The 25,653-nt window shown below is 67.7% G+C and carries 22 protein-coding genes; 14 read left to right on the forward strand and 8 right to left on the reverse strand.

Features of this window, described 5'->3' with window-relative positions; translation table 11 throughout:
* Positions 1–13: 13 nt before the first annotated feature.
* Both U1872_RS04305 and U1872_RS04310 read right to left on the reverse strand, forming a co-directional pair.
* The gene (locus tag U1872_RS04305; protein ID WP_332791618.1) at positions 14–781 is read right to left on the reverse strand and encodes a bacteriorhodopsin-like; all 768 of its coding nucleotides are present in this window, start codon (positions 779–781) and stop codon (positions 14–16) included.
* Positions 782–1,037: 256 nt separating this feature from the next.
* On the reverse strand, positions 1,038–1,661 hold the full coding sequence (locus tag U1872_RS04310; protein ID WP_332791619.1) for a LuxR C-terminal-related transcriptional regulator: 624 nt from the start codon (positions 1,659–1,661) through the stop codon (positions 1,038–1,040).
* A gap of 401 nt (positions 1,662–2,062) precedes the next feature.
* Here U1872_RS04310 and U1872_RS04315 point away from each other — a divergent pair, with 401 nt between their 5' ends.
* Complete coding sequence (locus tag U1872_RS04315; protein ID WP_332791620.1) at positions 2,063–3,097, forward strand: NAD(P)H-binding protein; 1,035 nt, start codon at positions 2,063–2,065, stop codon at positions 3,095–3,097.
* Positions 3,098–3,301: 204 nt separating this feature from the next.
* Here the strand turns inward: U1872_RS04315 and U1872_RS04320 are convergent, their stop codons facing one another.
* A complete protein-coding gene (locus U1872_RS04320) occupies positions 3,302–4,399 on the reverse strand; it encodes an acetate/propionate family kinase (protein WP_332791621.1) in 1,098 nt (365 codons plus the stop codon).
* Positions 4,387–6,747, reverse strand: coding sequence for a phosphoketolase family protein (locus U1872_RS04325; protein WP_332791827.1), 2,361 nt, complete (start codon positions 6,745–6,747; stop codon positions 4,387–4,389). The genes U1872_RS04320 and U1872_RS04325 overlap by 13 nt, the downstream gene beginning before the upstream one ends.
* 409 nt (positions 6,748–7,156) lie before the next feature.
* Here U1872_RS04325 and U1872_RS04330 point away from each other — a divergent pair, with 409 nt between their 5' ends.
* The 7 genes from U1872_RS04330 to U1872_RS04360 all read left to right on the forward strand — a co-directional run bounded on the left by U1872_RS04330 (position 7,157) and on the right by U1872_RS04360 (position 15,081).
* On the forward strand, positions 7,157–7,972 hold the full coding sequence (locus U1872_RS04330) for a universal stress protein (protein WP_332791622.1): 816 nt from the start codon (positions 7,157–7,159) through the stop codon (positions 7,970–7,972).
* Positions 7,973–9,412: an HAD-IC family P-type ATPase gene (locus U1872_RS04335; RefSeq protein ID WP_332791623.1), complete on the forward strand. Its 1,440-nt coding sequence runs from the start codon at positions 7,973–7,975 to the stop codon at positions 9,410–9,412.
* Positions 9,413–9,457: 45 nt separating this feature from the next.
* A complete protein-coding gene (locus tag U1872_RS04340; protein WP_443025318.1) occupies positions 9,458–10,642 on the forward strand; it encodes an HAD-IC family P-type ATPase in 1,185 nt (394 codons plus the stop codon).
* Between the two features lie 318 nt (positions 10,643–10,960).
* On the forward strand, positions 10,961–12,052 hold the full coding sequence (locus U1872_RS04345; protein WP_332791624.1) for an Acg family FMN-binding oxidoreductase: 1,092 nt from the start codon (positions 10,961–10,963) through the stop codon (positions 12,050–12,052).
* A gap of 81 nt (positions 12,053–12,133) precedes the next feature.
* Positions 12,134–13,177: an alpha/beta hydrolase gene (locus U1872_RS04350; protein ID WP_332791625.1), complete on the forward strand. Its 1,044-nt coding sequence runs from the start codon at positions 12,134–12,136 to the stop codon at positions 13,175–13,177.
* On the forward strand, positions 13,174–14,181 hold the full coding sequence (locus U1872_RS04355) for a L,D-transpeptidase family protein (RefSeq protein WP_332791626.1): 1,008 nt from the start codon (positions 13,174–13,176) through the stop codon (positions 14,179–14,181). The genes U1872_RS04350 and U1872_RS04355 overlap by 4 nt, the downstream gene beginning before the upstream one ends.
* 411 nt (positions 14,182–14,592) lie before the next feature.
* Entirely contained in the window at positions 14,593–15,081 is a 489-nt protein-coding gene (locus U1872_RS04360; protein WP_332791627.1) for a hypothetical protein, read from the forward strand.
* Between the two features lie 166 nt (positions 15,082–15,247).
* Here the strand turns inward: U1872_RS04360 and U1872_RS04365 are convergent, their stop codons facing one another.
* Together U1872_RS04365 and U1872_RS04370 are read right to left on the reverse strand one after the other, a co-directional pair.
* On the reverse strand, positions 15,248–16,147 hold the full coding sequence (locus U1872_RS04365) for a kinase (protein ID WP_332791628.1): 900 nt from the start codon (positions 16,145–16,147) through the stop codon (positions 15,248–15,250).
* Entirely contained in the window at positions 16,144–16,296 is a 153-nt protein-coding gene (locus U1872_RS04370) for a hypothetical protein (RefSeq protein WP_332791629.1), read from the reverse strand. Before U1872_RS04370 ends, U1872_RS04365 begins: the two co-directional genes overlap by 4 nt.
* A 257-nt stretch (positions 16,297–16,553) precedes the next feature.
* On the opposite strand from U1872_RS04370, the gene U1872_RS04375 reads away from it, so the two are divergent.
* Genes U1872_RS04375 through U1872_RS04385 form a run of 3 tightly spaced genes read left to right on the forward strand, consistent with a single transcriptional unit; the run spans position 16,554 to position 20,735 of the window.
* Positions 16,554–18,257 carry an ATP-binding cassette domain-containing protein gene (locus tag U1872_RS04375; RefSeq protein ID WP_332791630.1) on the forward strand — a complete coding sequence of 568 codons (1,704 nt, stop codon included), beginning with the start codon at positions 16,554–16,556 and terminating at the stop codon, positions 18,255–18,257.
* A complete protein-coding gene (locus U1872_RS04380; protein WP_332791631.1) occupies positions 18,241–19,335 on the forward strand; it encodes an efflux RND transporter periplasmic adaptor subunit in 1,095 nt (364 codons plus the stop codon). The genes U1872_RS04375 and U1872_RS04380 overlap by 17 nt, the downstream gene beginning before the upstream one ends.
* On the forward strand, positions 19,332–20,735 hold the full coding sequence (locus tag U1872_RS04385) for a TolC family protein (RefSeq protein ID WP_332791632.1): 1,404 nt from the start codon (positions 19,332–19,334) through the stop codon (positions 20,733–20,735). The genes U1872_RS04380 and U1872_RS04385 overlap by 4 nt, the downstream gene beginning before the upstream one ends.
* Before the next feature lie 167 nt (positions 20,736–20,902).
* On the opposite strand, the gene U1872_RS04390 is transcribed toward U1872_RS04385, so the two are convergent.
* Positions 20,903–21,370, reverse strand: coding sequence for a nuclear transport factor 2 family protein (locus tag U1872_RS04390; protein ID WP_332791633.1), 468 nt, complete (start codon positions 21,368–21,370; stop codon positions 20,903–20,905).
* Positions 21,371–21,426: 56 nt separating this feature from the next.
* Positions 21,427–22,473: a ribosome small subunit-dependent GTPase A gene (gene rsgA, locus U1872_RS04395; protein WP_332791634.1), complete on the reverse strand. Its 1,047-nt coding sequence runs from the start codon at positions 22,471–22,473 to the stop codon at positions 21,427–21,429.
* A 325-nt stretch (positions 22,474–22,798) separates the two neighbouring features.
* Between rsgA and U1872_RS04400 the strand changes: the two genes are divergently transcribed.
* From U1872_RS04400 to U1872_RS04410, 3 genes are read left to right on the forward strand one after another with little or no spacing between them, the layout of a single operon-like run.
* Complete coding sequence (locus U1872_RS04400) at positions 22,799–23,134, forward strand: hypothetical protein (RefSeq protein WP_332791635.1); 336 nt, start codon at positions 22,799–22,801, stop codon at positions 23,132–23,134.
* 57 nt (positions 23,135–23,191) lie between these two features.
* On the forward strand, positions 23,192–24,502 hold the full coding sequence (locus tag U1872_RS04405; RefSeq protein WP_332791636.1) for a TolC family protein: 1,311 nt from the start codon (positions 23,192–23,194) through the stop codon (positions 24,500–24,502).
* Positions 24,499–25,650, forward strand: a complete 1,152-nt coding sequence (locus tag U1872_RS04410; protein ID WP_332791637.1) for an efflux RND transporter periplasmic adaptor subunit — start codon at positions 24,499–24,501, stop codon at positions 25,648–25,650. Before U1872_RS04405 ends, U1872_RS04410 begins: the two co-directional genes overlap by 4 nt.
* Positions 25,651–25,653 lie beyond the last annotated feature (3 nt).

A 25,653-nucleotide genomic window follows, 5' to 3' on the forward strand; every position in this document is an offset into this window, starting at 1 on the left:
CGCAGTCATCGTATCAGGCGGCATAGCCCTTATGGCCGTCGGTCTCGGCTTCGGACTTGCGGACCGCGATCAGGAAGATCAGGATTCCGAGGCCGGCCTTGGCGACGATATCAGCGATCGTATAACCGATCTGGATCGTCGTGGACGCGGTGCCGCCGGTCAGCCCGGCATAGGGCGCCATATAGACGATCGGGTAGAAACCCCACGACGCGAAGGTCAGCAAGCGTGCCTTCCGCACGAGGTCCTGCGCGCCCGCAGGCTGCTGCTTGATCGACGCACCGAGGCCGCTGAACAATTCCCACACGATGTAGAGGAACGGGATCGCCGACAGCGTACCCCAGATCGCGCGCGTCGGAATGTCGCTGGCGATTTCACCGGGGTAGCCGAGCACGATCATCAGCGCTGCCGCCGACCCGAGGCGGATCGCCTTGGACGACGTCTCCTCGCGCGACAGCCGCATCACGAGCACCAGCTCGATCAGCAGCAGCGGAACGGTCAACAGCCAGTCGACGTAGCGATAGGCATCGTTGAACGCGAAACCCGTCGCGGTGACAACACCATCCTTGAAGGTATAGGCAGCGTTCCAGCTCTCGAAGATCCGGAAGTAGTGATAAGCGGCGATCCCGGTGACCAGCCCCGAGATGGTGAGCGCAGTCCGATAGGCAGGGGCAACCTGTCCGCGACTGAGCCAGAGGAAGGCAGTGGCGGCGCCCATCGCCGCGAAGGTGAAGGAAAACGCATTGTAGACGAGCGAGAATTGGAAGGGCGTGACGATATCCATCGAAGTCTCCGTCGCATTGATCCGCGGCACGAATGCGCCGGGCAGGGAAGATCCGGTCCCTCGCTCAAATCCGCTGAGACGGACCTGTATCTCCCCGAATATGTCGCCACAGCAGCACCAGAAGGGCGAGGGTGAGCCTAACCGCACGCGAATGGCTGAAGACGTACGGCAATGCCGCTGTGGCGACCCCTACCTTCTAGGCTGACGCCGGTTTTCCGCCGATACGGGCTTTGGGCCGTATCGAAGTCGTGGGCCTTTATAGGCCGGCTTCGACGGCGAGCCGGATAAGGTCGGCGGTCGTATTGAGCTCGAGGCGGCTCATCAGGATAGCCCGGTGCATCTTGACGGTCTTTTCCGAGAGGTTGAGCTCGGCCGCGATCTGCTTGTTGAGCAGGCCGTTCGCGACGAGCTTCAGCACCTGCCCCTGGCGTGGCGACAACGCCTTGACCATCTCCGCCGCGCGAATGCGGCGCATGCTCGACGGCGTCGCCGCGGCGGTATCGATCTCGATCTGCGATCCCAGGAAATACAGCAATGCGTCATTCTCGTCGTAGATCGGCGCGACGAGAACGGCATTGCGAAACGGCTGGCCGTTGCGCTTGTAGTTCAAGATCTCGACCAAAACCGGACGATGCTCGCGCACGCCACGCCGGATCTCCTCGGTCAGCCAAGGTTCGGTCGCCGGCCCCGACAGGAAGCGACAGTTGCGCCCGACGACATCCTCGACCGGATACCCGGTAAGCTCACAGAACGCATCGTTGCACGCGACGATCGGATTGTCGGGCAACCGCGGATCGCTGATTACCGAAGGGATTGGGCTATCGGCGACCAAACGCAGATGACGGTCCCGCGAGGGAAGGAAATCGGTCTGTTGTGCCATGTCAGCTGCGAGTCTGATCCATATCGACCTGCATACCGGCGGCGCGATGGTGTGGCACTCGAATTGTTGACCATGACCTACGAACGCAAACCGTTGCTTCACCGGTCCAATCTATTCAAGCCGGACCGTGGCATCGCGCGATGTCAAGCATGAGACATGGAACGGTCCCAAGTTGGGCTGGTTTGCGATCCGGCCGCCAGCTGAGAGTGACTTCGCCACGCGACGACCCAAGAACCGACGCTCGGAAGGACCGGCTCGCCCCACGATAGCGGCCATGCGGCCCCGTTGAAGATTCTGCTTTGTTTCGCCGTCTGCTGGAGGCAGGTTGAGCGCATGGATTGTAAGCCGACGCTAAGGACCGCTCGGTCTCACCGCGGTTCGTGGGATGCAAGCGCTCGCTGATGGAGACGGAGACGGAGACGCTGGCATCCCGTACGCCCCAGCCTACGGTACGGCGCCGTGTCTGTCTGCTCGGTGCGACCGGTACAATCGGTCGCGCGACTGCCGCCGCCCTCGTGAAGCAGGGGCACGATGTGGTTGCTTTCGTCCGTGCCAAAAGCCGCGACCGGACGCTTGCTTCAGCAGACCGCGCCAGCTCGTTCGATGGCGTCACGGTGAGGATCGTGGACTACGCCAATCCCGCATCGCTGTTTCATGCCGGGTTTGGCGGCGAGCAATTCGACGCAGTGGTGTCGTGCATGGCCTCGCGCACAGGCGAGCCCAACGACGCCTGGGCGATCGATCATCGCGCACATCTGACCGCCCTGGAGGCGGCGCAGCAGGCCGGCGTCACCCACTTCGTGCTGCTGTCGGCCATTTGCGTGCAAAAGCCGCTACTTGCTTTCCAGAATGCCAAGTTGGCATTCGAAGCGGCGCTGATCGAATCCGGCCTGCGCTATTCGATCGTGCGGCCCACCGCCTATTTCAAATCCCTGTCGGGCCAGATCGAACGCGTGCGCAATGGGCGGCCCTTTCTGATCTTCGGCGACGGCACTCTGACGGCCTGCAAGCCGATCAGCGACCAAGATTTGGGCGCCTACATCGCGGCGTGCCTGGAGGTCGAGGAGCGCTGGAACCGGATACTGCCGATCGGTGGCCCGGGCGACGCGATCACGCCGCGGCAGCAAGGCGAGGCGCTGTTCGCGCTGCTCGGGCGCACGCCCCGCTTTCGCTCGGTTCCCGTCACGTTGCTCGACGCTATTGTCGGCGGCCTGTCCGCGATTGGCCGCGTTGCCCCGCCGGTCGCGGCCAAGGCCGAGCTGGCCCGGATCGGGCGATATTACGCGACCGAATCCATGCTGGTGCTGGATTCCGCGACCGGCCGATACGACCCAGCGGCCACGCCATCGACCGGCAGCCAGACCTTGTTCGACTATTACCGCGCAGTGTTGGATGGCGAGGCCGCGCCGGAACGCGGCGATCACGCTGTGTTCTGAGACGACGTTGAGGGCGTTTCTCTTGTCAATGTGCGGGGCACGGTAATCCTCGAGACGAGCGTCGGCTAAACATCTAGCGAGGCCGATCGTGGCGGCGCCGCGAAAGTATGCGCACACGATATCGGCCGCTTGAGCCGACGGCTGAGACCATCCTTCCGGCAATGCCGGTACGCCACAGCATCGACGCACCGCTGTCGACCTTTCCTAGCGAAGGCCGTTCGCGCCGTTTGTGAGAACAGAAACAGCGCGCGCCATCTCCGCCCCTTCCTGCGACGCCAAGATCCGTACGACGACAGGTCCGTTTGTGACGGCAGAATCCAGCGAAACACCCGCCCAACCGAGGTCCGCGCAGATCATGGAGCGGACGACGGCGTCGTTTTCACCAATCCCGCCGGTGAAGACGATCATGTCCGCGCCGCCCAAGGAGGCGATCATAGCGGCAATCTGCTTTGCAACCGAGCGGCAGAAAGCGGCGATCGCCAAGGCTGCATCGGCGTTGGTCGCGGCGACAGCGTGCAGCTCGCGCAGGTCGCCCGACACGTTGGAGATACCGAGCAACCCCGAGTGGCGATCGACCATATCCTCGATGCCGACCGCATCCATGCCCCGCTCGCGCATCAGATACAGCAGCAGGCCAGGGTCGAGATCCCCGGAACGCGTCGCCATGACGATGCCGCCCGACGGCGTCAGGCCCATGCTGGTATCGATCGATCTCCCGGACCGGACGGCGGTTATGCTGGCACCGCTTCCGAGGTGAGCAATGACAAGCCGCTCGGGCAGCTCCCGCCCGAGCTGGTGGACGATCGATTGGCAGGACAGGCCATGGAAGCCATAGCGCCGTACGCCACTCGCCCGGAACATCTTCGGGATCGGCAGAACTGCGGCAACCGCCTCCAGCCCCTTGTGGAAGCCGGTGTCGAAACAGGCGATCTGCGGTACGTCCGGATACCGTGCCTGGGCCGCGCGGATCAGCGCAAGCGCCGCCGGGCCGTGCAGCGGCGCGAACGCCGTTGCCCGCTCCAGCCGTGCGAGGACGTCGGCATCGATCGCGACAGGATCGAACAGGTCCGTCCCACCATGGACGATGCGGTGCCCGATCGCCGTGGGCCGCGCGCCGTCCAGAGCGGCATCGATCCGCTCGACCATATCGGTGGGCTGCGCACCCTCCACTTCCCCCGACGTGCGCTCCTCGACCCCGTCCGGTCCGGCCGCGTAGAAGCCGAACTTGAGCGAGGAAGACCCCTCGTTGAGCGTGAGGATGCCGGTCCGCCCCATGCCCTCCACCGCGCTCACCGCCGCCATTGCCAGTCGCGGATCTCCGGCAGGTCGTCTCCCGCTTCATAGACATGCAGCTTGTGCCGTTCGATCAGCGCCCAATAGCGTGCCGTCTCATCAGGCACGCGGTCGCGCAACCGGGGGATGCGCTCGATCGCGTCGAGCGCCAGGCGGTAGCGGTCGAGATCGTTGAGCACGACCATGTCGAACGGCGTCGTTGTCGTACCCTCGTCCTTGTACCCGCGAACATGGATGTTGTGATGGTTGGTCCGGCGGTACGTGAGTTTGTGGATCAGCGCGGGATAGCCGTGGAAGGCGAAGATCACCGGCTTGTCGGTCGTGAACAGCGCATCGAACGCGCGCTCGTCGAGCCCATGCGGATGCTCGGACCGCGGCTGGAGCACCATCAGATCGACGACGTTGACCACGCGGATGCGGATATCGGGCGCGTAGGTGCGCAGCAGCATCACCGCCGCCATCGTCTCCAGCGTCGGCACGTCGCCAGAACAGGCCATCACGACATCGGGCTCGCCTTCATCGCTGGCCCATTCCCAGATCCCGGCACCGGCGGTGCAGTGGCGGATGGCATCATCGATGCCCAGCCAATTTGCCTCGGGCTGCTTGCCGGCCACGATCACGTTCACGTAATTCCGGCTGCGCAGGCAGTGATCCGCCACCGACAACAAGCAATTGGCGTCGGGTGGCAGGTAGATCCGCACCACGTCGGCCTTCTTGCTCGCGACATGGTCGAGGAAGCCGGGGTCCTGGTGCGACAGGCCGTTGTGGTCCTGCCGCCAGACATGCGAGGTCAGCAGATAATTGAGCGACGCGATCGGCTTGCGCCACGCGATGGTGCGCGTGACCTTCAGCCACTTCGCGTGCTGGTTGAACATCGAGTCGACGATGTGCACGAACGCCTCGTAACACGAGAACAGGCCGTGACGGCCGGTGAGCAGATAGCCCTCGAGCCAGCCCTGGCAAAGATGCTCGCTCAACACCTCCATCACGCGGCCTTCGCGGCTGAGATCGGTGTCGTTCGGCTGCGTGTCGGCCATCCACGCCTTGCCCGTCACTTCATACACCGCCTGCAAGCGGTTCGACGCAGTCTCGTCGGGGCCGAACAGGCGGAAATTGCCGGCGTCGGCGTTGAGCGCCATGACGTCGCGCAGATACCCGCCCAACGCTGCGGTCGCCGCGGCCTTCACCGTGCCCGGCGCCGACTGTGCAATCGCGTAATCTCGAAAATCCGGCAGCGAGAGCGGCCGCATCATCTCGCCGCCATTGGCATGCGGGTTCGATCCCATGCGCCGATGGCCCGTCGGCGCGAGCGTGGCAAATTCCTCGCGGAACTTGCCGGCCGCATCGAACAGCTCTTCGGGGCGGTAGCTGCGCATCCATGCTTCGAGCTTGTGGAGATGCTCGGGATCCTTGAAGTCCGCGATCGGCACCTGATGCGCCCGCCACGTGCCCTCGACGGGCTTGCCATCGACCACCTTCGGTCCGGTCCAGCCCTTGGGTGTCTTCAGCACGATCATCGGCCAGCGCGGTCGCCCGCCGACTTCCCCGCCCGCTCGCGCCGCGGACTGGATCGCAGCGATGCGATCGAACACCGTGTCGAGCGTAGCGGCCAGCAGCTGATGCACCTCGGCCGGATCGTCGCCCTCGACGTAGTGCGGCTCATAACCATAGCCGCGCATCAGGTCGGTCAATTCCTCGCGACCGATCCGCGCCAACACAGTGGGATTGGCGATCTTGAAGCCGTTGAGATGCAGGATCGGCAGCACCGCGCCGTCGCGCGCGGGATTGAGGAACTTGTTGCTGTGCCAGCTGGTCGCCAGCGCGCCGGTTTCCGCCTCGCCGTCACCAACCACGCAGGCGGCAATCAACCCCGGATTGTCGAACACCGCGCCAAACGCGTGGGCGAGCGAATAGCCGAGTTCGCCGCCCTCGTGGATCGATCCCGGCGTTTCGGGGGCGACGTGGCTGGGGATGCCCCCCGGCCAGGAGAATTGCCGGAAGAGCCGGTTCATCCCGCCGCGGCTGCGTTCGATCGCAGGATAGCGCTCGGTGTAGGACCCTTCGAGATAGGTGTTGGCAACCAGCCCCGGACCGCCATGCCCCGGGCCGATGATCGCGATCATATCGAGGTCGCGTTCGACAATCACCCGGTTGAGGTGGACGTAGAGCATATTCAGCCCCGGCGTCGTACCCCAATGGCCAAGCAGCCGGGCCTTCACGTGGTCGATCGCGAGCGGTTCATCGAGCAGCGGATTGCTGCGCAGATAAATCTGTCCGACCGACAAATAGTTCGCCGCTCGCCAGTACCCATCCATTCGACGGAGCATGTCCTCGGAAAGTGGACGCTCAATTGCCATCGCCGAAACCGTCGCGGTGGGAGGATCAGCCGGGCGTGATGCACCGTTCGTCATAGCGATTGTCCTCCGCGCGTGTTTTGCGCGACAACCGGCGTAGCAGAAATGCGGATCGTATGTGGGTTTCTCTTGTGCGCCTAGCCCGGCAGACGGCCGCCTCGTCTGACTTTACTCCTAGAGTTCGGTGGCGCGACGCGCGCGAAGATGGGCTGGGGGTCCGCTCAGCTTGCTCGCGAGCGCGTCGCGGTCTTCGGCATGCAAGCAGTGGAATACGGTGCGCGCCTCCCTGGAGCCAGACCGGCACCGGACCCGCGCGGGGACAGCTGTCGATGCCGCGGTCGCTCGCCTCGTAAATCTACGTAAAGCCCAACCGTCACGCGCGCTGCATGCTTTCCGACAGGAGGAGGTAGGCATGATCAAGACAATTCTCGCGATCGTCGAAGGCCCGGTTCGCGGTACCGGCTTTATCGATGCGGTCCTCGGCCTCGCCGAATATCGCCAGGCGCATGTGATATTCGATATCCTGACCGCAGCGCCCCTGCTGTCGGCAAACCTTGCCCCGCTCGGCACACTCTACACATTGCCGGGCGAGCTCCGGCAGTTGACCCGCGAGCATGCCAGCAGCCTCCGCACGCTGCTGCCGCCCGGCAGCCAGGCCGAGGTGGTTTCGCATTGCGACGATGTCGGCTGGATTCCGGGCGACCTTCGGGCGACCGCGCCGCTCGCGGACATGATCGTCATCGGTCCGGGCGATGCCTGGTCGATCGACTGGTTGCGCCGTCGCACGATCGAGACCGTGTTGGTGGCCTCGGGCACCCCAGTGCTGCTGCTGCCGCCTGGGCGCTCGCTGCGCTCGGTCGAGCACGCCGTGCTCGGCTGGAAGCCCGAACCAGCCGCGATGCGGGCGCTGCATCATCTCGTCGCGCTTGCTGCCCCCGGCGCGCGCATCGATGTCGTCGCGGTCAAGCATGGGCTCGACGATCTCCCGGAAACCGTGCTCGACCCGGTCGTCGCGCTCCTGTCCCGTCACGGCTTCAGCGTCAAGGGGCATGCGCTCGACCGGAGCGAAACGCCGCAGGAGCGGCTGACCAGCTTCGCGCTCGATCGCGGTGCCGATCTGCTGGTCGTCGGCGGCTTTGCGCATTCCCGAGTGCGCGAAATCCTGCTCGGCGGCGTCACGCGCAGCCTGATCGGAGATCCCCGCCTCCCCGTCCTCATGGTGCACTGAATGCTCATCGCCGCGTCGCCACCGGTCAAGAGCGACCGCAGCGGGCTGTCCGCGACGGCCGCTGCCGAACGGCTGGCGCACGACGGTCCGAACGAACTGCCGAGCGCCGGCCAACGCTCGGTGCTGCGCATCGTCTTGGAAGTCCTGCGCGAGCCGATGCTGGCGCTGCTGCTCGCCGGCGGCGTCACCTATCTGCTGCTCGGCGATCGCACCGAAGCGCTGATCCTGCTCGCCTTCGCCACCTTCTCGATCGTGGTGACGGTGGTCCAGGAAAGCCGCACCGAGCATGTGCTCGATGCGTTGCGCGATCTCTCTGCCCCGCGCGCGCGTGTCGTCCGCGATGGCGCGCGGCAGCGCATCGCCAGTCGCGACGTGGTGCGCGACGATCTACTCGTGCTCGACCAGGGCGACAGGATCGCCGCCGACGCACTGCTGCTCGAGGCGGCCGACCTCCAGACCGATGAATCGCTCCTCACCGGAGAATCGATGCCCGTCGGCAAGGTCGCCGCGCCCGATGCGGCAACCGCCGAGCCGCGCCGCCCCGGGGGAGACGGATCGCCGCTCGTCTATTCGGGGTCGCTCGTCGCGCGCGGCAGCGGCCTCGCGCGCGTGCTGGCGACGGGGCCGCGCAGCGAGATCGGCCGGATCGGCCAGTCGCTGGCGATGCTCGAGACCGAGGCGCCACGCCTGCGCCGTGAGACGAGCAGAATCGTGATGTGGTGCGGTATCGGGGGCGGCGCGGTCGCGCTGCTGGTGGTGCTGTTGGTCGGGCTGCTGCGCGGCGGCTGGATCGAGGCGTTGCTGGCAGGGATCGCGATCGGCATGGCGATGCTGCCCGAGGAATTTCCGGTCGTGCTGACGGTCTTCCTCGCGATGGGCGCGTGGCGGATCGGCGCGGTCGGCGTGCTCACGCGCCGCGCCGCCGCGATCGAAACGCTCGGATCGGCGACGGTGTTGTGCACCGACAAGACCGGCACGCTCACCGAAAATCGCATGTCGGTCGCCGAGCTCTGGCTGCCGTCGGGCGCGACACTCGCGCTCTCCGACACCCCGGTAATGCCGCCCTATCACGACCTGCTCGCCACCGCCGCGCTCGCCAGCGCGGTCGAGCCGGGCGACCCGATGGAAATCGCACTGCACGCGGCGCGGTCTGCCGTCACCGCGCTGTCGCCCCCGACCGGAGCGCTGAAGCACGCTTATGCGCTGCGTCCAGAGCTGCTGGCGATGTCGAACGTGTGGGAGGATCGCGGCGCGCTGCGGATCGCGGCGAAGGGTGCGCCCGAGGCAATCGCCAAATTGTGTCGCCTCGCTCCAGATGAGCACGCGGCGATGACGGCCGCGGTCGAGGCAATGGCGGTGCGCGGCATTCGCGTCCTCGCCGTCGCCACCGCCACCCCGCCGGACCGCGACTGGGCGGCAAGCCAGCACGGCTATTACTAAACGCTGCTCGGGCTGGTCGGGCTGGCCGATCCGATCCGCGCGAGCGTGCCGCACGCGGTTGCCGAGTGCCGCCGGGCGGGAATCCGGGTGGTGATGATCACCGGCGACTATGCCGCCACCGCGCGGTCGATCGCGCGGCAGGCCGGGATTGCAGAGGGCGACGTCCTGACCGGCGCCGAGCTGGCGACGCTCGACGACACCCGGTTGGCGGCGCGGCTGCCGTCGGTGACGGTGTTTGCGCGGATCCTGCCCGAGCAAAAGCTGCGCATCGTCGAAGCCTTCAAGGCCGCGGGCGAGACCGTCGCGATGACCGGGGACGGCGTCAACGACGCACCCTCGCTCAAGGCGGCGCACATCGGCGTGGCGATGGGCAAGCGCGGGACGGACGTGGCGCGCGAAGCCGCTGCGATCGTGCTGCTCGAGGACGATTTCGGGTCGATCGTCCAATCCGTGCGGCTGGGGCGGCGGATCTACGACAATATCCGCAAGGCAATGGCGTTCATCTTCGCGGTTCACGTGCCGATCGCGGGGCTCGCGCTGCTGCCGCTGGTCTTCGGCATGCCGATCCTGTTCGGACCGATCCATATCGCCCTGCTCGAAATGGTGGTCGATCCGGTCTGCGCGCTGGTGTTCGAAGCCGAGCGCGACGAGAACGACGTGATGCTGCGACCGCCGCGCGCGCCGTCCGAAGCGCTGTTCTCACTGCCGATGATCGTGTGGAGCGTGTTTCAGGGCGGGCTTGCCTTTGCCATGCTGGCGACGGTGTTGTTCGTCGAGGTGCGATCCGGAATGGCCGAGCAAGAGCTCCGCGCCTTGATCTTTTTCGCCTTGGTCGCCGAACTTCTCGCATTGATCCTGGTCAATCGGTCGTTCGCCGCGTCGCTGCGCGAGGCGCTGCTGCGGCACAATGCAGCGCTCCGCTATGTCGTTGCCGCCATCGTCGGCGTGACCGGGCTGATCCTCTTCCTGCCGCGTGCGCAAGCGCTGCTGAAGTTCGGCGCGATCGCATGGAGCGACATGGCGCTGGCGCTTGGCATGGGCGTCGTACTGTTGATGCTGCTCGAAACGTGCAAGCCGCTGGTCCGCCAGATGATCGAGCGCTTTGCGCCGATTTCACCGGCATCCGCGCGCGCGATCCGGCCGACGTCGGATTCGAGCCGATCGCGATCCGCAAAGACGCGCGGAGGGGCACCCCGTTCGGTTTCGAATCCGACGAATTCCTCTTGGTAAACGACGCGCAGCGCTTCGATGGCGCAACCTTCGCCTCGCAGCGCGTGCAGCCGCCGACGGGCGTGAAACTCGACAGCCGGTGCGCAGACGCGCCCGAACACCCCCGCGCACAGGCCGGCGAAGCCGGACCCGACACTCACGATGCCCTGGCTATCGCTGATCATCGCCGCAGCTCCCGGCATGTGGCAAATCCAGCGTGAGGGTTCCGGGCCGCACGGGCGATGCCCTGCTCGTGAAGCTACCGATGGCGAAAAGGCGGACGACTTGCTTGGATCGTTCATCACCGCGCTGCTGCGCGGGCACGGCGGAGGGCGGAGCATGAACAGGCGGACATTGTTGACCGGCGCGGGGAGCGCGGTGGCCGCGGCGGGCATCGGATTCGGCGCCATCATCTGCGGCGAAGGATCGATGGCGGACTACGATGCGGCCGCCGCGCAAAGCCGCACCCCGCTGATCGCCGAGCCCGGCCATGCGCCGCTGATTCGCGCGGCGACACTCGCGGCGAACGGTCACAATGCGCAGCCCTGGCGCTTCCGCACCGAAGCGCGCACGATCGCCATTCTTCCCGACTTCGCGCGGCGCACGCCCGTGGTCGATCCCGACGATCATCATCTGTATGTCAGCCTTGGCTGTGCCGCCGAAAATCTCGTGCTCGCCGCGCGGGCATCGGGCCGACCGGGCGATCTGGGAAGCACCGGCGACGGCCCGGCGCTGCGCTACGATTTCACGCTCGGCCGCGCGGAGCCAAGTCCCTTGCACGGCGCGATCACGCGACGGCAATCGACCCGCGCGCTGTACGACGGACGCGCGGTGCCACCGGGTGATCTCGCGCGCCTCGACGCCGCCGGCACGGCGCCCGAGGTGAATCTCGTTTTGCTGACCGAGCGCGCCAGGATCGATCCGGTGCGGGATCTCGTGCTCGCCGGCAATCGCGTGCAGATGCAGGACCAGGCTTTCATGCGCGAACTGAAGGCATGGCTGCGCTTCAATCCGCGCGCGGCGTTGCGGCACCGCGACGGCTTGTTTTCGCGCACGAGCGGCAACCCCGTCCTGCCAACTTGGCTCGGCGGCCCGGCGGTCGATCTGCTGCTTTCCGCAGACGCCGAAAACGCAACCTACGCGCAACAAATCCCGTCGTCAGCCGGGCTGGCGGTGTTCTTCGGCGACCGCGCGGACCCCGCGCATTGGATCGCGGTGGGACGGGCTTGCCAGCGCTTCGCCCTGACCGCCACCAGCCTCGGCCTCAAGCACGCATTCCTCAACCAGCCGGTCGAAGTGGCGTTTCTGCGCGCCGAACTGGCGAAATGCGTCGGCGCGGCGGGACATCGGCCCGACATCGTAATGCGTTTCGGCTACGGTCCCGACAGGCCCTTTTCGCTACGCCGCCCGGTCGCCGCAGTGCTTGCATAGCGCCGTCAGGTTCCAACCGTATACGGGGTAACACGAATGGTGGCGGCCGCGCTGCAGGGCGATTGTGCAGGCCAGACCCGCATGGCGCCGACAACCGAGACGATGATGAGCGGTCGACCCCCATTGCCATTCCAGCGTCGAGATCGGGACCAAGGCGCTCGCGGCCCGGATAGCGGAACGCGGCGGACCTTCGTCGCGATCGCCGGCCTGGCCGCCCTGCTCGCCACGTCGCTGGCGCGGGCGGCGGTACCGACGGCCGCGCTGGGGCGCTTGATCGAACTGCCGATCCGCTCAAGCGTCCTTGCATCGCGCAGCGTGCGGGTGTGGCTGCCCGACGGCTATGATCACAGCGCCTGGGCCTATCCCGTCCTCTACGTGCCCGATGCGGAGAGCCTGTTCGCGCAGGCACCCGGTCCAAGGATCGGCGACGCCGGTATCGACGAGCATATCGTCGGCCTCGCCTTCGCGGGGGAGATCCGCACGCCGATCGTCGTCGCAATCGGTCGCTCGCCGCAGCATGCTCGCGAATATGCCCCCGCCGCACCCTTGGCGCTGCTGCCGGCTCCGCTCCGCACGAAGGCGATCGCCAGTCTTGGCGGGATGCCGCTTTCGGACGCCTATCTGCACTTCGTCACGGCTGAATTGAAGCCACTGGTCGACCGCACCTTTCGCGCCTTGCCGGGTGCAGCCGACACCGCAATCCTCGGCAGAGGCGCGGCGGGCAATCTCGCGCTCTATGCGCTCATGCGGTTTCCGCACGTGTTCGGTAATGCGGGGTGTCTGTCCGACCGGACGGCGATGTTCGATCCCGCCTCGAGCGCCCCCCATGCGGCGCTGGCCGAGGTCGCCGCGCGCTATTTCGAGACCGCCCTCCCCCGCGCCGGCAGCCACCGCCTCTATCTCGATTTCGACAACCTTGCCGGCGACCCGGCGGTGACGCAGCTCCTACGCGCCTGCACCGATGCGGCGCGCGCCAAGGGCTATGTCGAAGGTCTCGACCTGGTCAGCGCGCTGCGGACGGTCGCAAGCGACAATCCCTGGCGCGACACGGATCAGACCGACATCGCGCTGACATTGTTGCTGAAGAGCCGGTGCCCGCCGATGCGGCAAGGTCGCTCGGATTGAGCGCGCATACGCCCCGGGCCCGGATCGGCGCGACTGTCCTGGCGCGCGCGGCGATGCAGGTCGCGGCGCTGGCGATCTGGACGGCTTCCGTCGCGCACGGGCAGTCGGTACCCGCGACCGGTCCGCTCAACGCGGGGTCGGTGCTCGACGCGGTCAGGCAGCTCAAGCCCGGCGAATTCATCTGGGCGCCGCAGGTCGCGCCGGCTGGCCCGGCGCTGCTGATCGTCAATATCGCGACGCAACGCGCCGTGCTCTATCGCAATGGCCTGCCGATCGCGGTGACGACGGTCTCGACCGGCAAGCCCGGGCATCGCACCCCGACCGGCGTGTTTACAGTCCTGCAAAAGCAGGTGAAGCATTTTTCGAGCCTCTACGACGCTGCGCCGATGCCCTATATGCAGCGCCTGACCTGGGACGGCGTCGCACTGCACGGCGGGAGCCTCCCGGGCTATCCCGCGTCCCACGGCTGCATCCGCCTGCCCAAGGTTTTGGCGCATTTGCTATATGGCGAAACCCGGCTGGGCATGACGGTGATGATTGTCGACGCAGACCTCTTGCCGATGGTCTCGCCGATCGACGATCCACTGGGCGCAGCCGAGCCGGCGGCTGCCCCGACCGCCGCAAATGCCTACGTCTGGCACCCGGCGACATCGCCGGCCGGGCCCGTTTCGATCATCGTGAGTTCGGCCGATCAAACGATGCTCGTCCTGCGCAACGGCAAGGTGATCGGATCGGCAGTAACGCTGTTCGACGTCCCGCTCACGCGGCCGTGGCTGTTCTTGCTTCAGACGGTCGATTCATTGGGGCGGCATTGGGAGCGGGTGGCGCTCCCCGGCCAGGATGGCGACCCGCCGACGCCACCGTTGCCCGAGACGTTCCATATCGACGAGGCCTTTCGCCAGCGCCTTGGGCCGGTGCTGACGCCGGGAACGACCGTCATCCTGACCCCCGACCCGATCCGCACCGGCAAGACCGTGACGGCCGAGCTTCTTCGCGGTGAATGAGCTGCTCAATCGGCGTGCGGTGGCGCGATACGCCGTGATCAGACGACCGATTCCTTTGGGAGACCCAAGAACCGTCCGGTAACCGGTGCGGAAAATCTCATCCATAACAGAGGCATACGGTTGGTATGCTGCGGCCCTCACGCTATTTGCAAGAACAGCGGAGCGAGGCTGCTTTGGTCGATCGTGAATTTGTCGCGATGCCCTTGGGTTGTGAACTGCGATCCGGGAGACGTCGATGTCGCGGATCAGCAATTACACGATCATGGCGGATCTCGATCATGCCGAAACCTTGCTTCTGCACGGCTACAGCGGCGCGTGGGATATCGTGACGCACGACGCCGCGCGATCGCTTCGACAGCGACGCAAGGACGCGCCGTTCATCATGCCCGGCAAACTGCATCGGGGAGACGTATGGCCCGCTTCACTACCCCCGCCCGGAAGATCGAGGCCAAGACGATCCCCGGTCTCGTGCGCGAATTGACCGTGATCGACGCACATATTTCGGACATCCGGGCGCGGCTCGACACGGCGGCCAAGCTGTCGCCGGTCGGTGACAATTCCGTATGCATCATCGACATCACCTGTTGCATCATCGACTGCAGCAAATGCACGCCTGACGACATGTCGATCTACGAGAATCCGGCGACGATCCTCGAACACTTCATCTTCCGTTTGCGCGGCCAGGAAAAGGTGCTCGACGCGCCGGTCTATTACCTGCCGGAAGGCAGCGCGCGTGCGGCCTTCGCCGTCGGTCATGCCGCGCTCCAGATTCCGGGCGGACATGCCGCGGGCCATCTGGTGGGCCTCGCCGGCGAACTGTTCGAAAAGGCGACGCTGGAGCGCAAGCACATCGCCGCGACCGCGCCGGTGATCGCGGCGGTGCCCGCCGCCGCGCATTGAGCCCGGGCGACGGCCCTCAACCGTTCGGGATGTCCTGCTCGATCCAGCCGGTGCGCGCGACCCAGGCTATCCGCTCGTAGATCGGTCGCGTTGCGATCGCGTTGAAGGCGTAGCCGGCGTCGCCATCGACCGGCGGGCGGGCGTTAATCCCCGTGGCGGCGCCCGCCTAAGCCTGCGACGTGGCGCGGGTCCGCCTATTCTGCCGCATCGACACGACGTCCTGTGCCTCGTCCAGCGCGAACACCACATCCGCCCGCTCGGGCAACGCGACGAACATGGACCGCGTCAAGCGTTCGTAATGGCTGACGAAGCGCCGCACTTCGGCGTCGTCCATTACCTTCGCCGCATCCGGTGCGCGCGCGCGCAGCTTGTGTTCCTGCAGCAGGCGATTGCGCACGACGCAGCCAAACGTCGGGGGCAGGAGCATCACCAAGCGGTCGATCCGCGCGAACCATTCCGCATAGGCGCCACCCAGGGCGTCGTTGACGTGGCGGCGCCAAACCCCGTCCCCGTCGCATTCGCGTTCGAGCGCGTTGATCGGCGCGGCCAGTGCTTGCGGCGTCTGTGGCGTGGCGCCGACGCACCAGCCTTCGAACAGCACGATATCCACCGCCCCGTGATGGCGGCTCCATTCGGCCTGCGGCAGGCGATCGTCGAGCGCCTTGCTGAAGTGGGGCACCAGCGTGTCGTGCCCCGCCGCCAGATGATCGATCACCGACATGCCGAGCCGCGCATCGTGCGTACCCGGCACGCCGCGGGTCCCGAGCAGCGGGTGAACCTCGCGCGCCAGCCGGAGGCGCTCCGGCCGGGTCAGATACAGATCGTCGAGGGATACCGTGACCGCGGAGAGCCCCACTTCGGGCAGTAGCGCCGCCTCGAGGAATCGGCACACAGTGGACTTGCCGCTGCCCTGCGCGCCGTTGATGCCGACGATCAAGGGACGCCCGGCCTCCGCGCGCCATCCCGCGATCTGCTGCGCCAGCGGCCGCCACCAGCGCTCGACGATCATGGCATAGGCCGGCGGCAGCTGCTCGGCAGCGATGAGCGCGTCCAGTGCGCTGTTCATCCAAAGTGCTCCCGCGGTTCGCGCCCCGCCTGCCAATCCCCGACATCGGCGATCGCGCGCGGGCCCATCGCGTGGCGCGGTGCACGCGTGACGCTGCCGAGCTGCGCGAGCAGGACGGTGTTGGGCACATCACGCGACCGTCGCGACACGCTAGGCTCCCCGACGAACACGCCAGTCTCGCACCGGCGATGCGTCCGTACTCGGCGCCTCCAGCGAGGCGGCCGCATCGATCACGTCGCCTGGGACGGAATTAATCAAGATCGCCCGCGCGGGCAAGCTGATCGCCGACATGTTGCGCGCCGCCGCCGGATTGCTATAAATATCGACAGTAAGGCTTACCCATATTTGCGCCAATGACCCGTCGCGGCCGCCCTGGGCCCCGGGCTCAATCAGGACGGATGAGGACATGGCAGGTAAGGCGATCGGTTGGCGCGAAGCTGCGGCCTGGCTGTCGGAGATTGTGGGACCCGATGTGCCGTACCTGCGGCTGGCGATGGTCTACGGCGTCGCGATCAGCCTCTTGTCGCTCGCCACGCCGATTTCGGTGCAACTGCTGATCAACAGCGTGGCGAATACCGCGCTCCCTGCACCGCTGTGGACGCTGGCAGGGTTGCTGCTACTGCTGCTCCTGTTGGTCGCGGGTCTCAGTGCGCTGCGCTTCTGGGTGATGGCGCTGTTCGAGCGCCGCTTCTTCGCCCGCGTCGTCGCCGAGATCACGGTGCGCGCGGTGCACGCGCAAAACCCGTTCTTCGTCGACCAGAATCGCGGCGACCTGTTCAACCGCTATTTCGACCTGGTGGTGGTGCAGAAGGCGGTGCCGAGCCTGGTCATCGGTGCCTTCACCATCCTGCTACAATCCGCCGTTGGGCTGGTCGTCACGAGTTTCTACCATCCCTTCTTCCTCGCGTTCAACGCCCTGCTGCTGCTGCTCGTCCTGACGATCTGGCTGCTCTGGTCGCGCGGGTCGATCCGCTCGGCGGTCGCGCTGAGCCATGCCAAGCACGACGCAGCGCGCTGGCTCGAAAGCGTCGGCGCCTCGAACGGCTTCTACAAATCGAGCCGCCACCTCGATTTCGCGATGGATCGCTCCGAAGCCGTCACCGCGACTTATGTCGACCGCCACCAGCGCTATTTCCGCTACAGTTTCACGCAGACCGTCGCCTTCCTGCTGCTCTACGCCTTTGCCAGTGCGGCCCTGCTCGCGCTCGGGGGCAATCTGATCCTTGCCGGCGAATTGTCGATCGGCCAGCTGGTGGCTGCCGAGCTGATCCTCAGCGGGGTGTTCTACGGCATTTCGCAGCTCGGCTGGTATCTCGACACGCTGTACGACTTCGTCGCCAGCGCCGAGGAACTGTCGCAGCTGTTTGCGATTCCGCAGGAGCAGGCCGTCGCAGCGGCGGGGCAGGCCCCGGCCGACGGCGCGGTCCGGCTCGAGGGTGTCGAGATCGAGGAGGCGCGTTTCGACTTTGCGCTGGCGGCGGGGGAGCAGCTCGTGACGGTGGCCGATGGCGGTGCCGAGCGCCTGCTGGCAATGGTGCTCAAGCGCCACAGCATGCCCGGGCGCGGGCTGGTCACGGTCGGCGGCGCGGACCTCGCGACGTTCGACATGTATCTCCTGCGCTCCGAGGTAATGGTGCTCGATCGCCCGACCATCGTCGAGGTGACGATCCGCGAGTATCTTTCGCTCGGCATCGCACCGCCGCTGTCGGACACGATGCTCTACGCGCTCGAGGCGGTCGGCCTGCGCGAGCGGATCGCGCGGTTCCCGCACGGTCTCGACACGCCGCTCGCGGGATCGGGCTATCCGCTGTCGATCGGCGAGGTGATGGCGCTGAAGCTCGCCAACGCGCTGCTCGTCCGCCCGCGCGTACTGATGTTGTCGCAACTCTACGATCTGATCCCGGCGACACGGCTGACCGACGTGCTGCGTCGGCTGAAGGCGGCGAACACGACGGTCCTGCTGTGCACCGGCCGTCCTGAGGACATCACGCTCGACGGCTGGTTCCGCCTCGAACCGCACCGACAGCGACGCTTCGCGACGCGCGAGGCGCTGATCGCCGATACGCGGAGTGCTGCGCAGACGGGGAGCGACAATGCCGTATCGGCCTGACCGCATCGCGCACTTCCCGACACTGGCGGCGATGCGCGCGCCGCGTGTGGCGGTCGCGCTCGCCTGGATGCTCCTGCTCGGGATCGGCATCGCTGTGGCGATCATGGCGCTGGTGCCGTGGGTGCAGACCGCCAGCGGCACGGGCCAAGTCGTCGCGCTCGATCCCGACGACCGCCAGCAGCAGGTGACCGCGTTCGTCCCCGGCCGCGTCGAGCGCTGGTACGTCCAGGACGGGCAGCATGTCGCCAAGGGCGACCCGATCGCGCGCGTCGTCGATCTCGATCCCGACCTGCTGTCGCGTCTCGGCGCCGAGCGCGCGCAGGTCCAGGCCGAGATCGCCGCGATCGAGCAGGGCCGTGCGGTCGCCGGAATCGACGTGCGCCGCACCGGCCAGTTGTTCACCGAAGGACTCGCGTCACGCCGCGACTATGAACAGACGCAGATCAAGGTCGCCGACGCCGGCGCCAAGCTCGCCGAGGCGCGTGCTAAGCTCAACCGGATCGACATCCAGCTCAACCGCCAGTCGGCGCAGCTGGTGCGCGCGCCGCGCGATGGCCGCGTGCAACAGCTCAACGCCGCGACCGGCGGGGCGATGGTGTCGCCCGGCACGGTGCTCGCGGTGATCGCGCCCGAACGCGTCGAGCGCGCGGTCGAGCTCTACGTCGATGGCCGCGACATGCCGCTGGTGCGCGCCGGCCATCCGGTCCGGCTCGAATTCGAAGGGTGGCCGGCGATCCAGTTCAGCGGCTGGCCGTCGGTCGCGCAGGGCATGTTCGACGGCCGCGTCCGCGCGATCGATCCCAATGCCGCGCCCGATGGCCTGTTCCGCATCCTGATCGAACCCGCGCCGGGCAAGCCCGCCTGGCCGACCCGCGACTATGTCCGGCCCGGCGGCAAGGTGCGCGGCTGGGTGCAGGGCGAGACGGTGCTCGTCGGGTACGAGCTCTGGCGCCAGCTAAACGACTTCCCGCTCGAGTTCGGGCGTCGACCCGCTGCGCCTTCGAAGGGCGACCCGAAGGGTGCGGCCAAGGCAGAGCCGTCGAAGGATGCGGCCGGCGAGGAAGGTGGCAAGAAATGATCCGCCTGTTCCTGTCCCTGTTCGCTCTGCTGTGCCCGCTCGCAGCGATGGCCCAGGTCGCGCCGCTGACGCTGGACGAGGTTCTGCGGTCGTCCGCGCGGTCGGCTCCGCAGATTGTCGAGGCGCTCGCGCGGGTGCGGCAGGCGGAAGGTCGTTCGCTGACGGCGGAGGGCGCGTTCGATACGGTGTTCGAGGTCGACGGCCGGTCGCGCGTGGCGGGATATTATGACGGCAGCGTCGTCGAAGGCCGCGCGACGCGGCCGCTCACCGCCAATGGCGGCTATGTCTATGGCGGCTACCGCGCCTCACGCGGGAGCTTCCCGGTCTATGAGGACCAGGCCTACACCAATCGGCTGGGCGAAGCGAAGGTCGGCGCGCTGTTCGCCTTGCTGCGCGATCGCGTCGTCGACGAGCGGCGGACGCGGCGCAGCGTCGCGGGCGGCGATATCGACATCGCGCGGTTCGAGGCGGCGATGGTCGCGATCGGGGTACAACGGCGCGCGGTTGACACCTATCAGGCATGGGTCGCGGCGGGCTTGCGGCTGCGCGCGTATCGCGACTTGCTCGATTTCGCCGAACGCCGTCGCAGCGCGATCTCGCGCCAGATTACGCTGGGCGCGCGGCCCGAGATCCTGCTCGTCGAGAACGACCAGAACCTCGTCCGGCGCCGCGCGCTCACCGTGCGGGCGGAACAGGATCTTGCGACGGCGGCCAACGCCCTCTCCTTCCACCTGCGCGATGACGCCGGCGCGCCGCTACTGGTGTCAGCCGAGCGGCTGCCGACCGATGCCAGCGCGCTCGCCGGAATTGCCTTGGCGGGCAACCGCACCGAGCCGCTGCGTCGGCCGGACTATCGCGCGATCCTGACGCGGATCGACCAGTCGACTGCCCGGCTGATGCTCGCGGAGAACGACCTGTCGCCGCGGCTCGATCTACGCGGAGAGGTGGGCAAGGATTTCGGCGCGGTCGGGCTCGGCGGGCCGAGCCGGACCCCGCTCGATGCCGCGGTCGGCTTCCGCTTCAGCGTGCCGTTGCAGAACCGCGCCGCCAAGGGGCGCGTTGCCGAAGCCCGCGCCGAGATCGACGCGCTGACGCACCGCAGCCGCTTCCTGCGCGACCAGATCGCCATCGAGGTCGAAGGGATCGTCATCGCGGTGGGCGCGACCGAACGCCTCGCGGCGATCGCCGACGAGGAGCAGCGCCTCGCCGAGCGCCTCGCCGCCGCCGAGCGCCGGCGCTTCGAGCTCGGATCGGGCGACTTCTTTCTCGTCAATCAACGCGAGGAAACCGCGACCGACGCACGCGTCCGGCTGATCGACGCGCAGGCGCGGATCGCGGCGGCGCGCGCGGAGCTGGCAGCGGCGACCGCCGATCGCGCGGCGTTGGGGCTGGCGGATTGAGCAGCGCCGCAGCGCCAACGCTGGAACGTGGCGACGGGCGGGGTGCGGTGGAGCGCGATGCCGGGCGGACCGACCTTTCCGCGGTCATCGGCTGACGCGCCCCGGTACGGGCGGCGCTGCACGCCGCCGAGCGCGCATCAGCCGACGGAGCGCTACCGCGCGGACGGCTATAGCGCTGGACCGTGCGCGAAGCTGAGCACGCGCCGGATCCGCACCTGCCCTGCGGCAAATTGCCAGACGACGGCAAACCGCGCTTCCCCGTCGAGATGCTCGGCTTGGCCTTGCATCTGGGCATAGAAGCGATGCCGCCCGGTCGAAATCGCGCCGAAGCCGGGAATCGGGTCGTACGACAGCGAGCCAGCAACGGCCTCGCGACGGACGCGCAAGCCCGGCGTGCCACAGGGGCCGTCCATGAGCGATTTCACCACCGCGGCGCGGCTGATCGTCGCGCCCGTCTTGTCATGATAGAATTCGACATCCGGCGTGAACATCCGCCCCATTCGCGTCCGATCGCAGGCGTTGAACGCCGCCCAGAAAGCGGTGTCCGCCGCCCTGACCGCTTGCTCGGCAAGGGGCGGAGGCGCGGGTGAGGTCACGCGAGCGGCCAGTGCGGCGATAATCCCGAGATACCCCATTTCGCTCTCCAATCCCTACTGTATTATTATACTAATACAGTAAGGATTGGAGAGCGTCAGCGCCTGCTTCCCGCTTTTCCGGAACGTGCGCGGCGCACGGCCAGCGCACCGCTGTTGACGATATCCTCGCGCACGAGCTTGCGCCACCGCTCGAACCGCGCGGGATCCAGATCGCCCTGCCCCATCGCGGCCTGGATCGCGCAGCCGGGCTCGTCGGCATGCGCGCAATTGGTGAACCGGCAGGTGAGCGCCACCGCCGTAACGTCGTCGAACACCTCGGTCACGCCGGCGGCCACCTCAGCCATGCCGAGTTCGCGCATTCCGGGCGTGTCGACGAGCCAGCCGCCCCCGTCCGCGTCCCCGCACTCCCCGGCAAGCCGATGCATTTCGCGGACGGTCGTGGTGTGCCGGCCCTTGCCGTCGTCGGCACGGACCGCCTGTGTCGCGGCCTTGTCCGACCCCGTCAGCGTGTTGACGAGAGTCGACTTGCCGACACCCGAAGAGCCGACCAGCGCCACCGTCTCGCCCAATCCGCAATAGCGGGCAAGCCGCGTGGCGATCGTCAGGTCGCGCCCGTCGACACATTCGACCTGCAACCCCGACTGGAGCGCGCGCGCCGCCGCCACGAACTGTTCGGGCTCGGCGCAAAGATCGGCTTTCGTCAGGACGACGACCGGCCGGACGCCGACCTCGCGCGCGAGCACGAGATAGCGTTCGATCCGCGCGACGTTGAAATCCTGGTTGCACGACGTGACGATGAACAGCGTGTCGACGTTGGCGGCGAGCAGCTGCGTGCGACGGTCGTTCCCCGGTGCAGGCCGCTTGAACAGGCTCGTCCGCGCGAGAATGCGTACCAGCGTCTGGCTGCTCCGGTCGATCAGCAGCCAGTCGCCGACGGTCGGCCGATCCTCCGCTCCGCCCGGCACCGGAAGGCTCGACGCGATCGAGCCGTCGAACGCCTCGCCCGACACCGTCACCCGGCCGCGATGAACCGACAGGACGCGTGCGGGCTGGCAATGATCGCGCTCTTCGGCCGAGACCTGCACGCTGAAGAAGGGTTTCCAGCCAAGCCGCGCGAGCGTGCCGTCGGGCGTTTCCGTCATCGCTGCAGGAGACTCAAAGATCGTCCGTTCGATCGGCAGCCGGCGCACCCTGTTCGGCCGCGCGCTTGTCCGATTTGGCCTGCGCCTTCTTGGCGGATTCCGCCGCCTTGGTCTTTTCGCGCTCGCGGCGCTCGAAATCATAATTTGGCTTGCGTGGTATGTCCGTCGCTCCAGTCGTCCGAGGCGAGCGCGAGCACGGCGCTCTGCCCTGGCCTCCTCCCCTGGCTACACGACTCAAACGCTCGCGGCTAGGCGCGCGCTGCACCGCGGCGATGCGACATGGAGCCAGATGACAGGCGACGGCTTTTCCCCTAGAGGATTCGCAATGCTTCGAACGCTCTGGTCCCTGGTCCTCGTCATGATCGCGTCATCGCTGATGATCAGCGCGACCGTTCACGCGCGCGAACTTCCCGGGCCGGTGTCGATCGAGTGCAGCGGTACCGTGCATAGCGACGGCGACACCGATCAGTCGCCGGGCGATAGCGACACTGCGATCTCGCACCATCATGGCACGTGCCATGGCGCATCGCTGGACGTGCCGGCGACCGGGACGCTTCCGACGCTGATGCCTGCGAACGGCCTGCGGGCGGCCTACGCGCCGGACAACGCGCCGGCGTCGCGTGCGGTCGACCCGGCGCTGAGGCCCCCCGCCACCGCCTGACGACATCCGCCGGCCGGCATTCGCCGGTCCGACCGTTTCTGTCAGGATCATCCTTCCATGAAAAAGAGGTTCGCGGCCGTAGTGGCCGCGGCATGCTCCGCTGCGATGGCGCAGGCGCAGCAGGTACCGGCACGACCAGCGTCGGCACCGGTTGGGGCTACACCGCGGGCGGAGCAGCCGATCTTCACGCTGGACCAGGCCGTCGCCGTCGCCGGCGGCGTGGCGCCCGCCGGCGCCGCTGCGCAGGCTGCGATCGCGGAGGCGCAGGCCGGGCGCACGATGGCCGGGCTGCGGCCCAACCCCGTCCTCCAGGGACAGGTCGAGAACATCGTCGGTTCGGGCCCGTATCGCGGGCTGCGCAGCGCCGAGACGACGATCGGTGTCGCCCTCCCGATCGAGCTGGGCGGCAAGCGCAGCGCCCGCATGGCCGCCGCGAGCGCGCAGCTCTCACGGGCCGAGCTGCACGCAGCGATCGTCGCGGCCGATACCCGGTTGCAGGTGACGCAGCTCTATGTCGCGGCGATCGCGGGCGAGCGCCGGCTTGCGACTGCGCGCGACCAGGCGCGCATTGCCGGGGACGTGCTCCGCGGCGCCGCGGTTCGCGTTCAGGCGGGGCGCGCATCGCCGCTCGAGCGGCAGCGCGCCGACGTCGCCCGAATCAACGCCGAAGCCATGGTCGAACGGCTGGCCCGGCTCAGCGCGGCGGCGCGGACCAACCTCGCACGGCGCCTCGGACGCCCGATCGACGCGCCGCTCGATGCCGGACTCCTCGATCGTGTTCCGGCGGTCGCCGTCGGACCCGCCGAGCCGCCCCGGATCGACGGCACGTTGGCGCTCGCCGCGGCCGACGCCGATCTGTCGATCGCGAGCGCCGGCATCCGGCTCGCGCGCGCCAACCGCGTCCCGGACATCACTGTCGGACCCGGGTTGCGGCGGCTGGCGGCGACCAACGACACGGCAGCGGTGTTCGCGATCTCGATCCCCATCCCGATGTTCAACACCGGTCGTGCCGCCATCACGCAGGCGACCGCGGAACGGACCCGCGCCGAGGCGGTGCGGCGCGTGACCGCGCTGGATGTCGAGCAAGCGATCGCCGATGCGCAGGTCGACGTCGAGAATGCCGCGACCTCGGCACGCGCGACGGCTGGCCCAGCGCTCGCGGCCGCGAACGAAGCTGCCCGCATCGCGCGGATCGGCTATCGCGAGGGCAAGTTCGGCCAGCTCGATCTGCTCGATGCCGAACGCACGCTCGCCGAGACCCGCATCGCGGTGATCGACGCGCTTGCCACCTATCACCTCGCCCGTGCGCAGCTCGAACGCCTGACCGCGCCTGCACCGGCCGTCCTGTCCGGGGGATCCGACCAATGACGACCGTTTCGACGCGGGGTTTCCTGCCGCTCCTCCTCGCGCTGTCGCTCGCCGCGTGTGGCGGCGGCGCCGACACGAGGGATGCAGCGCGTGCCGAACCCGACGGCAACGCCGCCGCGCATGCCGACGAGGGCGCCGTGATGCTGTCGGCGGACCAGATCGCCGCGGCGGGTATCCAGATCGGCCGCCCGCTGACCGGCGGCGCGGGCACGATCGACCTGCCCGCGACGATCGAAGGCGATCCGCAGGGCATGCAGGTCGTATCTGCGGCGATCGGCGGGCGCGTCGTCGCACTGACGCGCAATCTCGGCCAGTCGGTCGGGCGCGGCGAGACGATCGCGGTGATCGAAAGCCGCGAGGCCGCGCAGCTCAAGGGCGAGGTCGAGGCGTCTCGGGCCCGGCTCGCGCTCGCCACCTCCAATCTCGCGCGCGAGCAGCGGCTGTTCGCGCAATCGGTATCGCCCGAACAGGACCTCATCGCCGCCCGAACCGCGGCGATCGAGGCGCGGATCGCCTACCGGCAGGCGCAGAGCCAGCTATCGGCGGCGGGCGGCGGCGGCGGTGGGCTCAACCGGCTCGGCATCGCTGCGCCGATCGCGGGGCAGATCATCGCCCGACCGGTCGTGCTGGGGCAGACCGTGGCGGCGGAAAGCGAACTCTATCGCATCGCCAACCTCGCCCGCGTCTCGCTCTCGCTCAATCTAAAGCCGCAGGATGCGGGCCGGGTGAAACCGGGCGCGCTCGTCACGGTTACGGCGCCGGGGCGACAGGCACGCGCCCGGATCAGCTTCATATCCCCCGCGCTCGATCCACGAACGCGGCAGGTGCCGGTCATCGCGACGCTCGACAACACCGCCGGTCAGTGGCGCGTCGGCGAACCCGTCACCGCCGCGATCGCGCTCGGCGACAGCGGTGCGAACAGCGCAGTCCGGGTGCCGACCACGGCGGTTCAGACGATCGCGGGGGCGTCGGTCGTGTTCGTCCGCACGCGTGGTGGGTTTCAGGCGACCCGGGTCACGCTCGGCGATGCCGCGGGCGATACCGTCATCGTCCGCTCCGGCCTGACCGGCCAGGAGCGGATCGCCACCACCGGCAGCTTCACGCTCAAGGCCGATCTCGGCAAGGGCGAAGCGGCGCACGAGGAGTGATGG

Origin of the sequence: Parasphingomonas frigoris (genome assembly GCF_036663815.1) — a bacterium.
Taxonomy (GTDB): Bacteria; Pseudomonadota; Alphaproteobacteria; order Sphingomonadales; family Sphingomonadaceae; genus Sphingomonas.

Excerpts from the sequence above, each read along its gene's own strand:
- U1872_RS04305 (WP_332791618.1), bottom strand. The coding sequence starts at position 781 with ATGGATATCGTCACGCCCTTCCAATTCTCGCTCGTCTACAATGCGTTT.
- rsgA (WP_332791634.1), bottom strand. The coding sequence starts at position 22,473 with ATGACGGAAACGCCCGACGGCACGCTCGCGCGGCTTGGCTGGAAACCC.
- U1872_RS04365 (WP_332791628.1), bottom strand. The coding sequence starts at position 16,147 with ATGAACAGCGCACTGGACGCGCTCATCGCTGCCGAGCAGCTGCCGCCG.
- U1872_RS04410 (WP_332791637.1), top strand. The coding sequence starts at position 24,499 with ATGACGACCGTTTCGACGCGGGGTTTCCTGCCGCTCCTCCTCGCGCTG.
- U1872_RS04345 (WP_332791624.1), top strand. The coding sequence starts at position 10,961 with ATGAACAGGCGGACATTGTTGACCGGCGCGGGGAGCGCGGTGGCCGCG.
- U1872_RS04350 (WP_332791625.1), top strand. The coding sequence starts at position 12,134 with ATGGCGCCGACAACCGAGACGATGATGAGCGGTCGACCCCCATTGCCA.
- U1872_RS04310 (WP_332791619.1), bottom strand. The coding sequence starts at position 1,661 with ATGGCACAACAGACCGATTTCCTTCCCTCGCGGGACCGTCATCTGCGT.
- U1872_RS04390 (WP_332791633.1), bottom strand. The coding sequence starts at position 21,370 with ATGGGGTATCTCGGGATTATCGCCGCACTGGCCGCTCGCGTGACCTCA.
- U1872_RS04405 (WP_332791636.1), top strand. The coding sequence starts at position 23,192 with ATGAAAAAGAGGTTCGCGGCCGTAGTGGCCGCGGCATGCTCCGCTGCG.
- U1872_RS04320 (WP_332791621.1), bottom strand. The coding sequence starts at position 4,399 with ATGGCGGCGGTGAGCGCGGTGGAGGGCATGGGGCGGACCGGCATCCTC.
- U1872_RS04400 (WP_332791635.1), top strand. The coding sequence starts at position 22,799 with ATGCTTCGAACGCTCTGGTCCCTGGTCCTCGTCATGATCGCGTCATCG.
- U1872_RS04385 (WP_332791632.1), top strand. The coding sequence starts at position 19,332 with ATGATCCGCCTGTTCCTGTCCCTGTTCGCTCTGCTGTGCCCGCTCGCA.
- U1872_RS04315 (WP_332791620.1), top strand. The coding sequence starts at position 2,063 with ATGGAGACGGAGACGGAGACGCTGGCATCCCGTACGCCCCAGCCTACG.
- U1872_RS04335 (WP_332791623.1), top strand. The coding sequence starts at position 7,973 with ATGCTCATCGCCGCGTCGCCACCGGTCAAGAGCGACCGCAGCGGGCTG.
- U1872_RS04360 (WP_332791627.1), top strand. The coding sequence starts at position 14,593 with ATGGCCCGCTTCACTACCCCCGCCCGGAAGATCGAGGCCAAGACGATC.
- U1872_RS04325 (WP_332791827.1), bottom strand. The coding sequence starts at position 6,747 with ATGGCAATTGAGCGTCCACTTTCCGAGGACATGCTCCGTCGAATGGAT.
- U1872_RS04380 (WP_332791631.1), top strand. The coding sequence starts at position 18,241 with ATGCCGTATCGGCCTGACCGCATCGCGCACTTCCCGACACTGGCGGCG.
- U1872_RS04375 (WP_332791630.1), top strand. The coding sequence starts at position 16,554 with ATGGCAGGTAAGGCGATCGGTTGGCGCGAAGCTGCGGCCTGGCTGTCG.
- U1872_RS04330 (WP_332791622.1), top strand. The coding sequence starts at position 7,157 with ATGATCAAGACAATTCTCGCGATCGTCGAAGGCCCGGTTCGCGGTACC.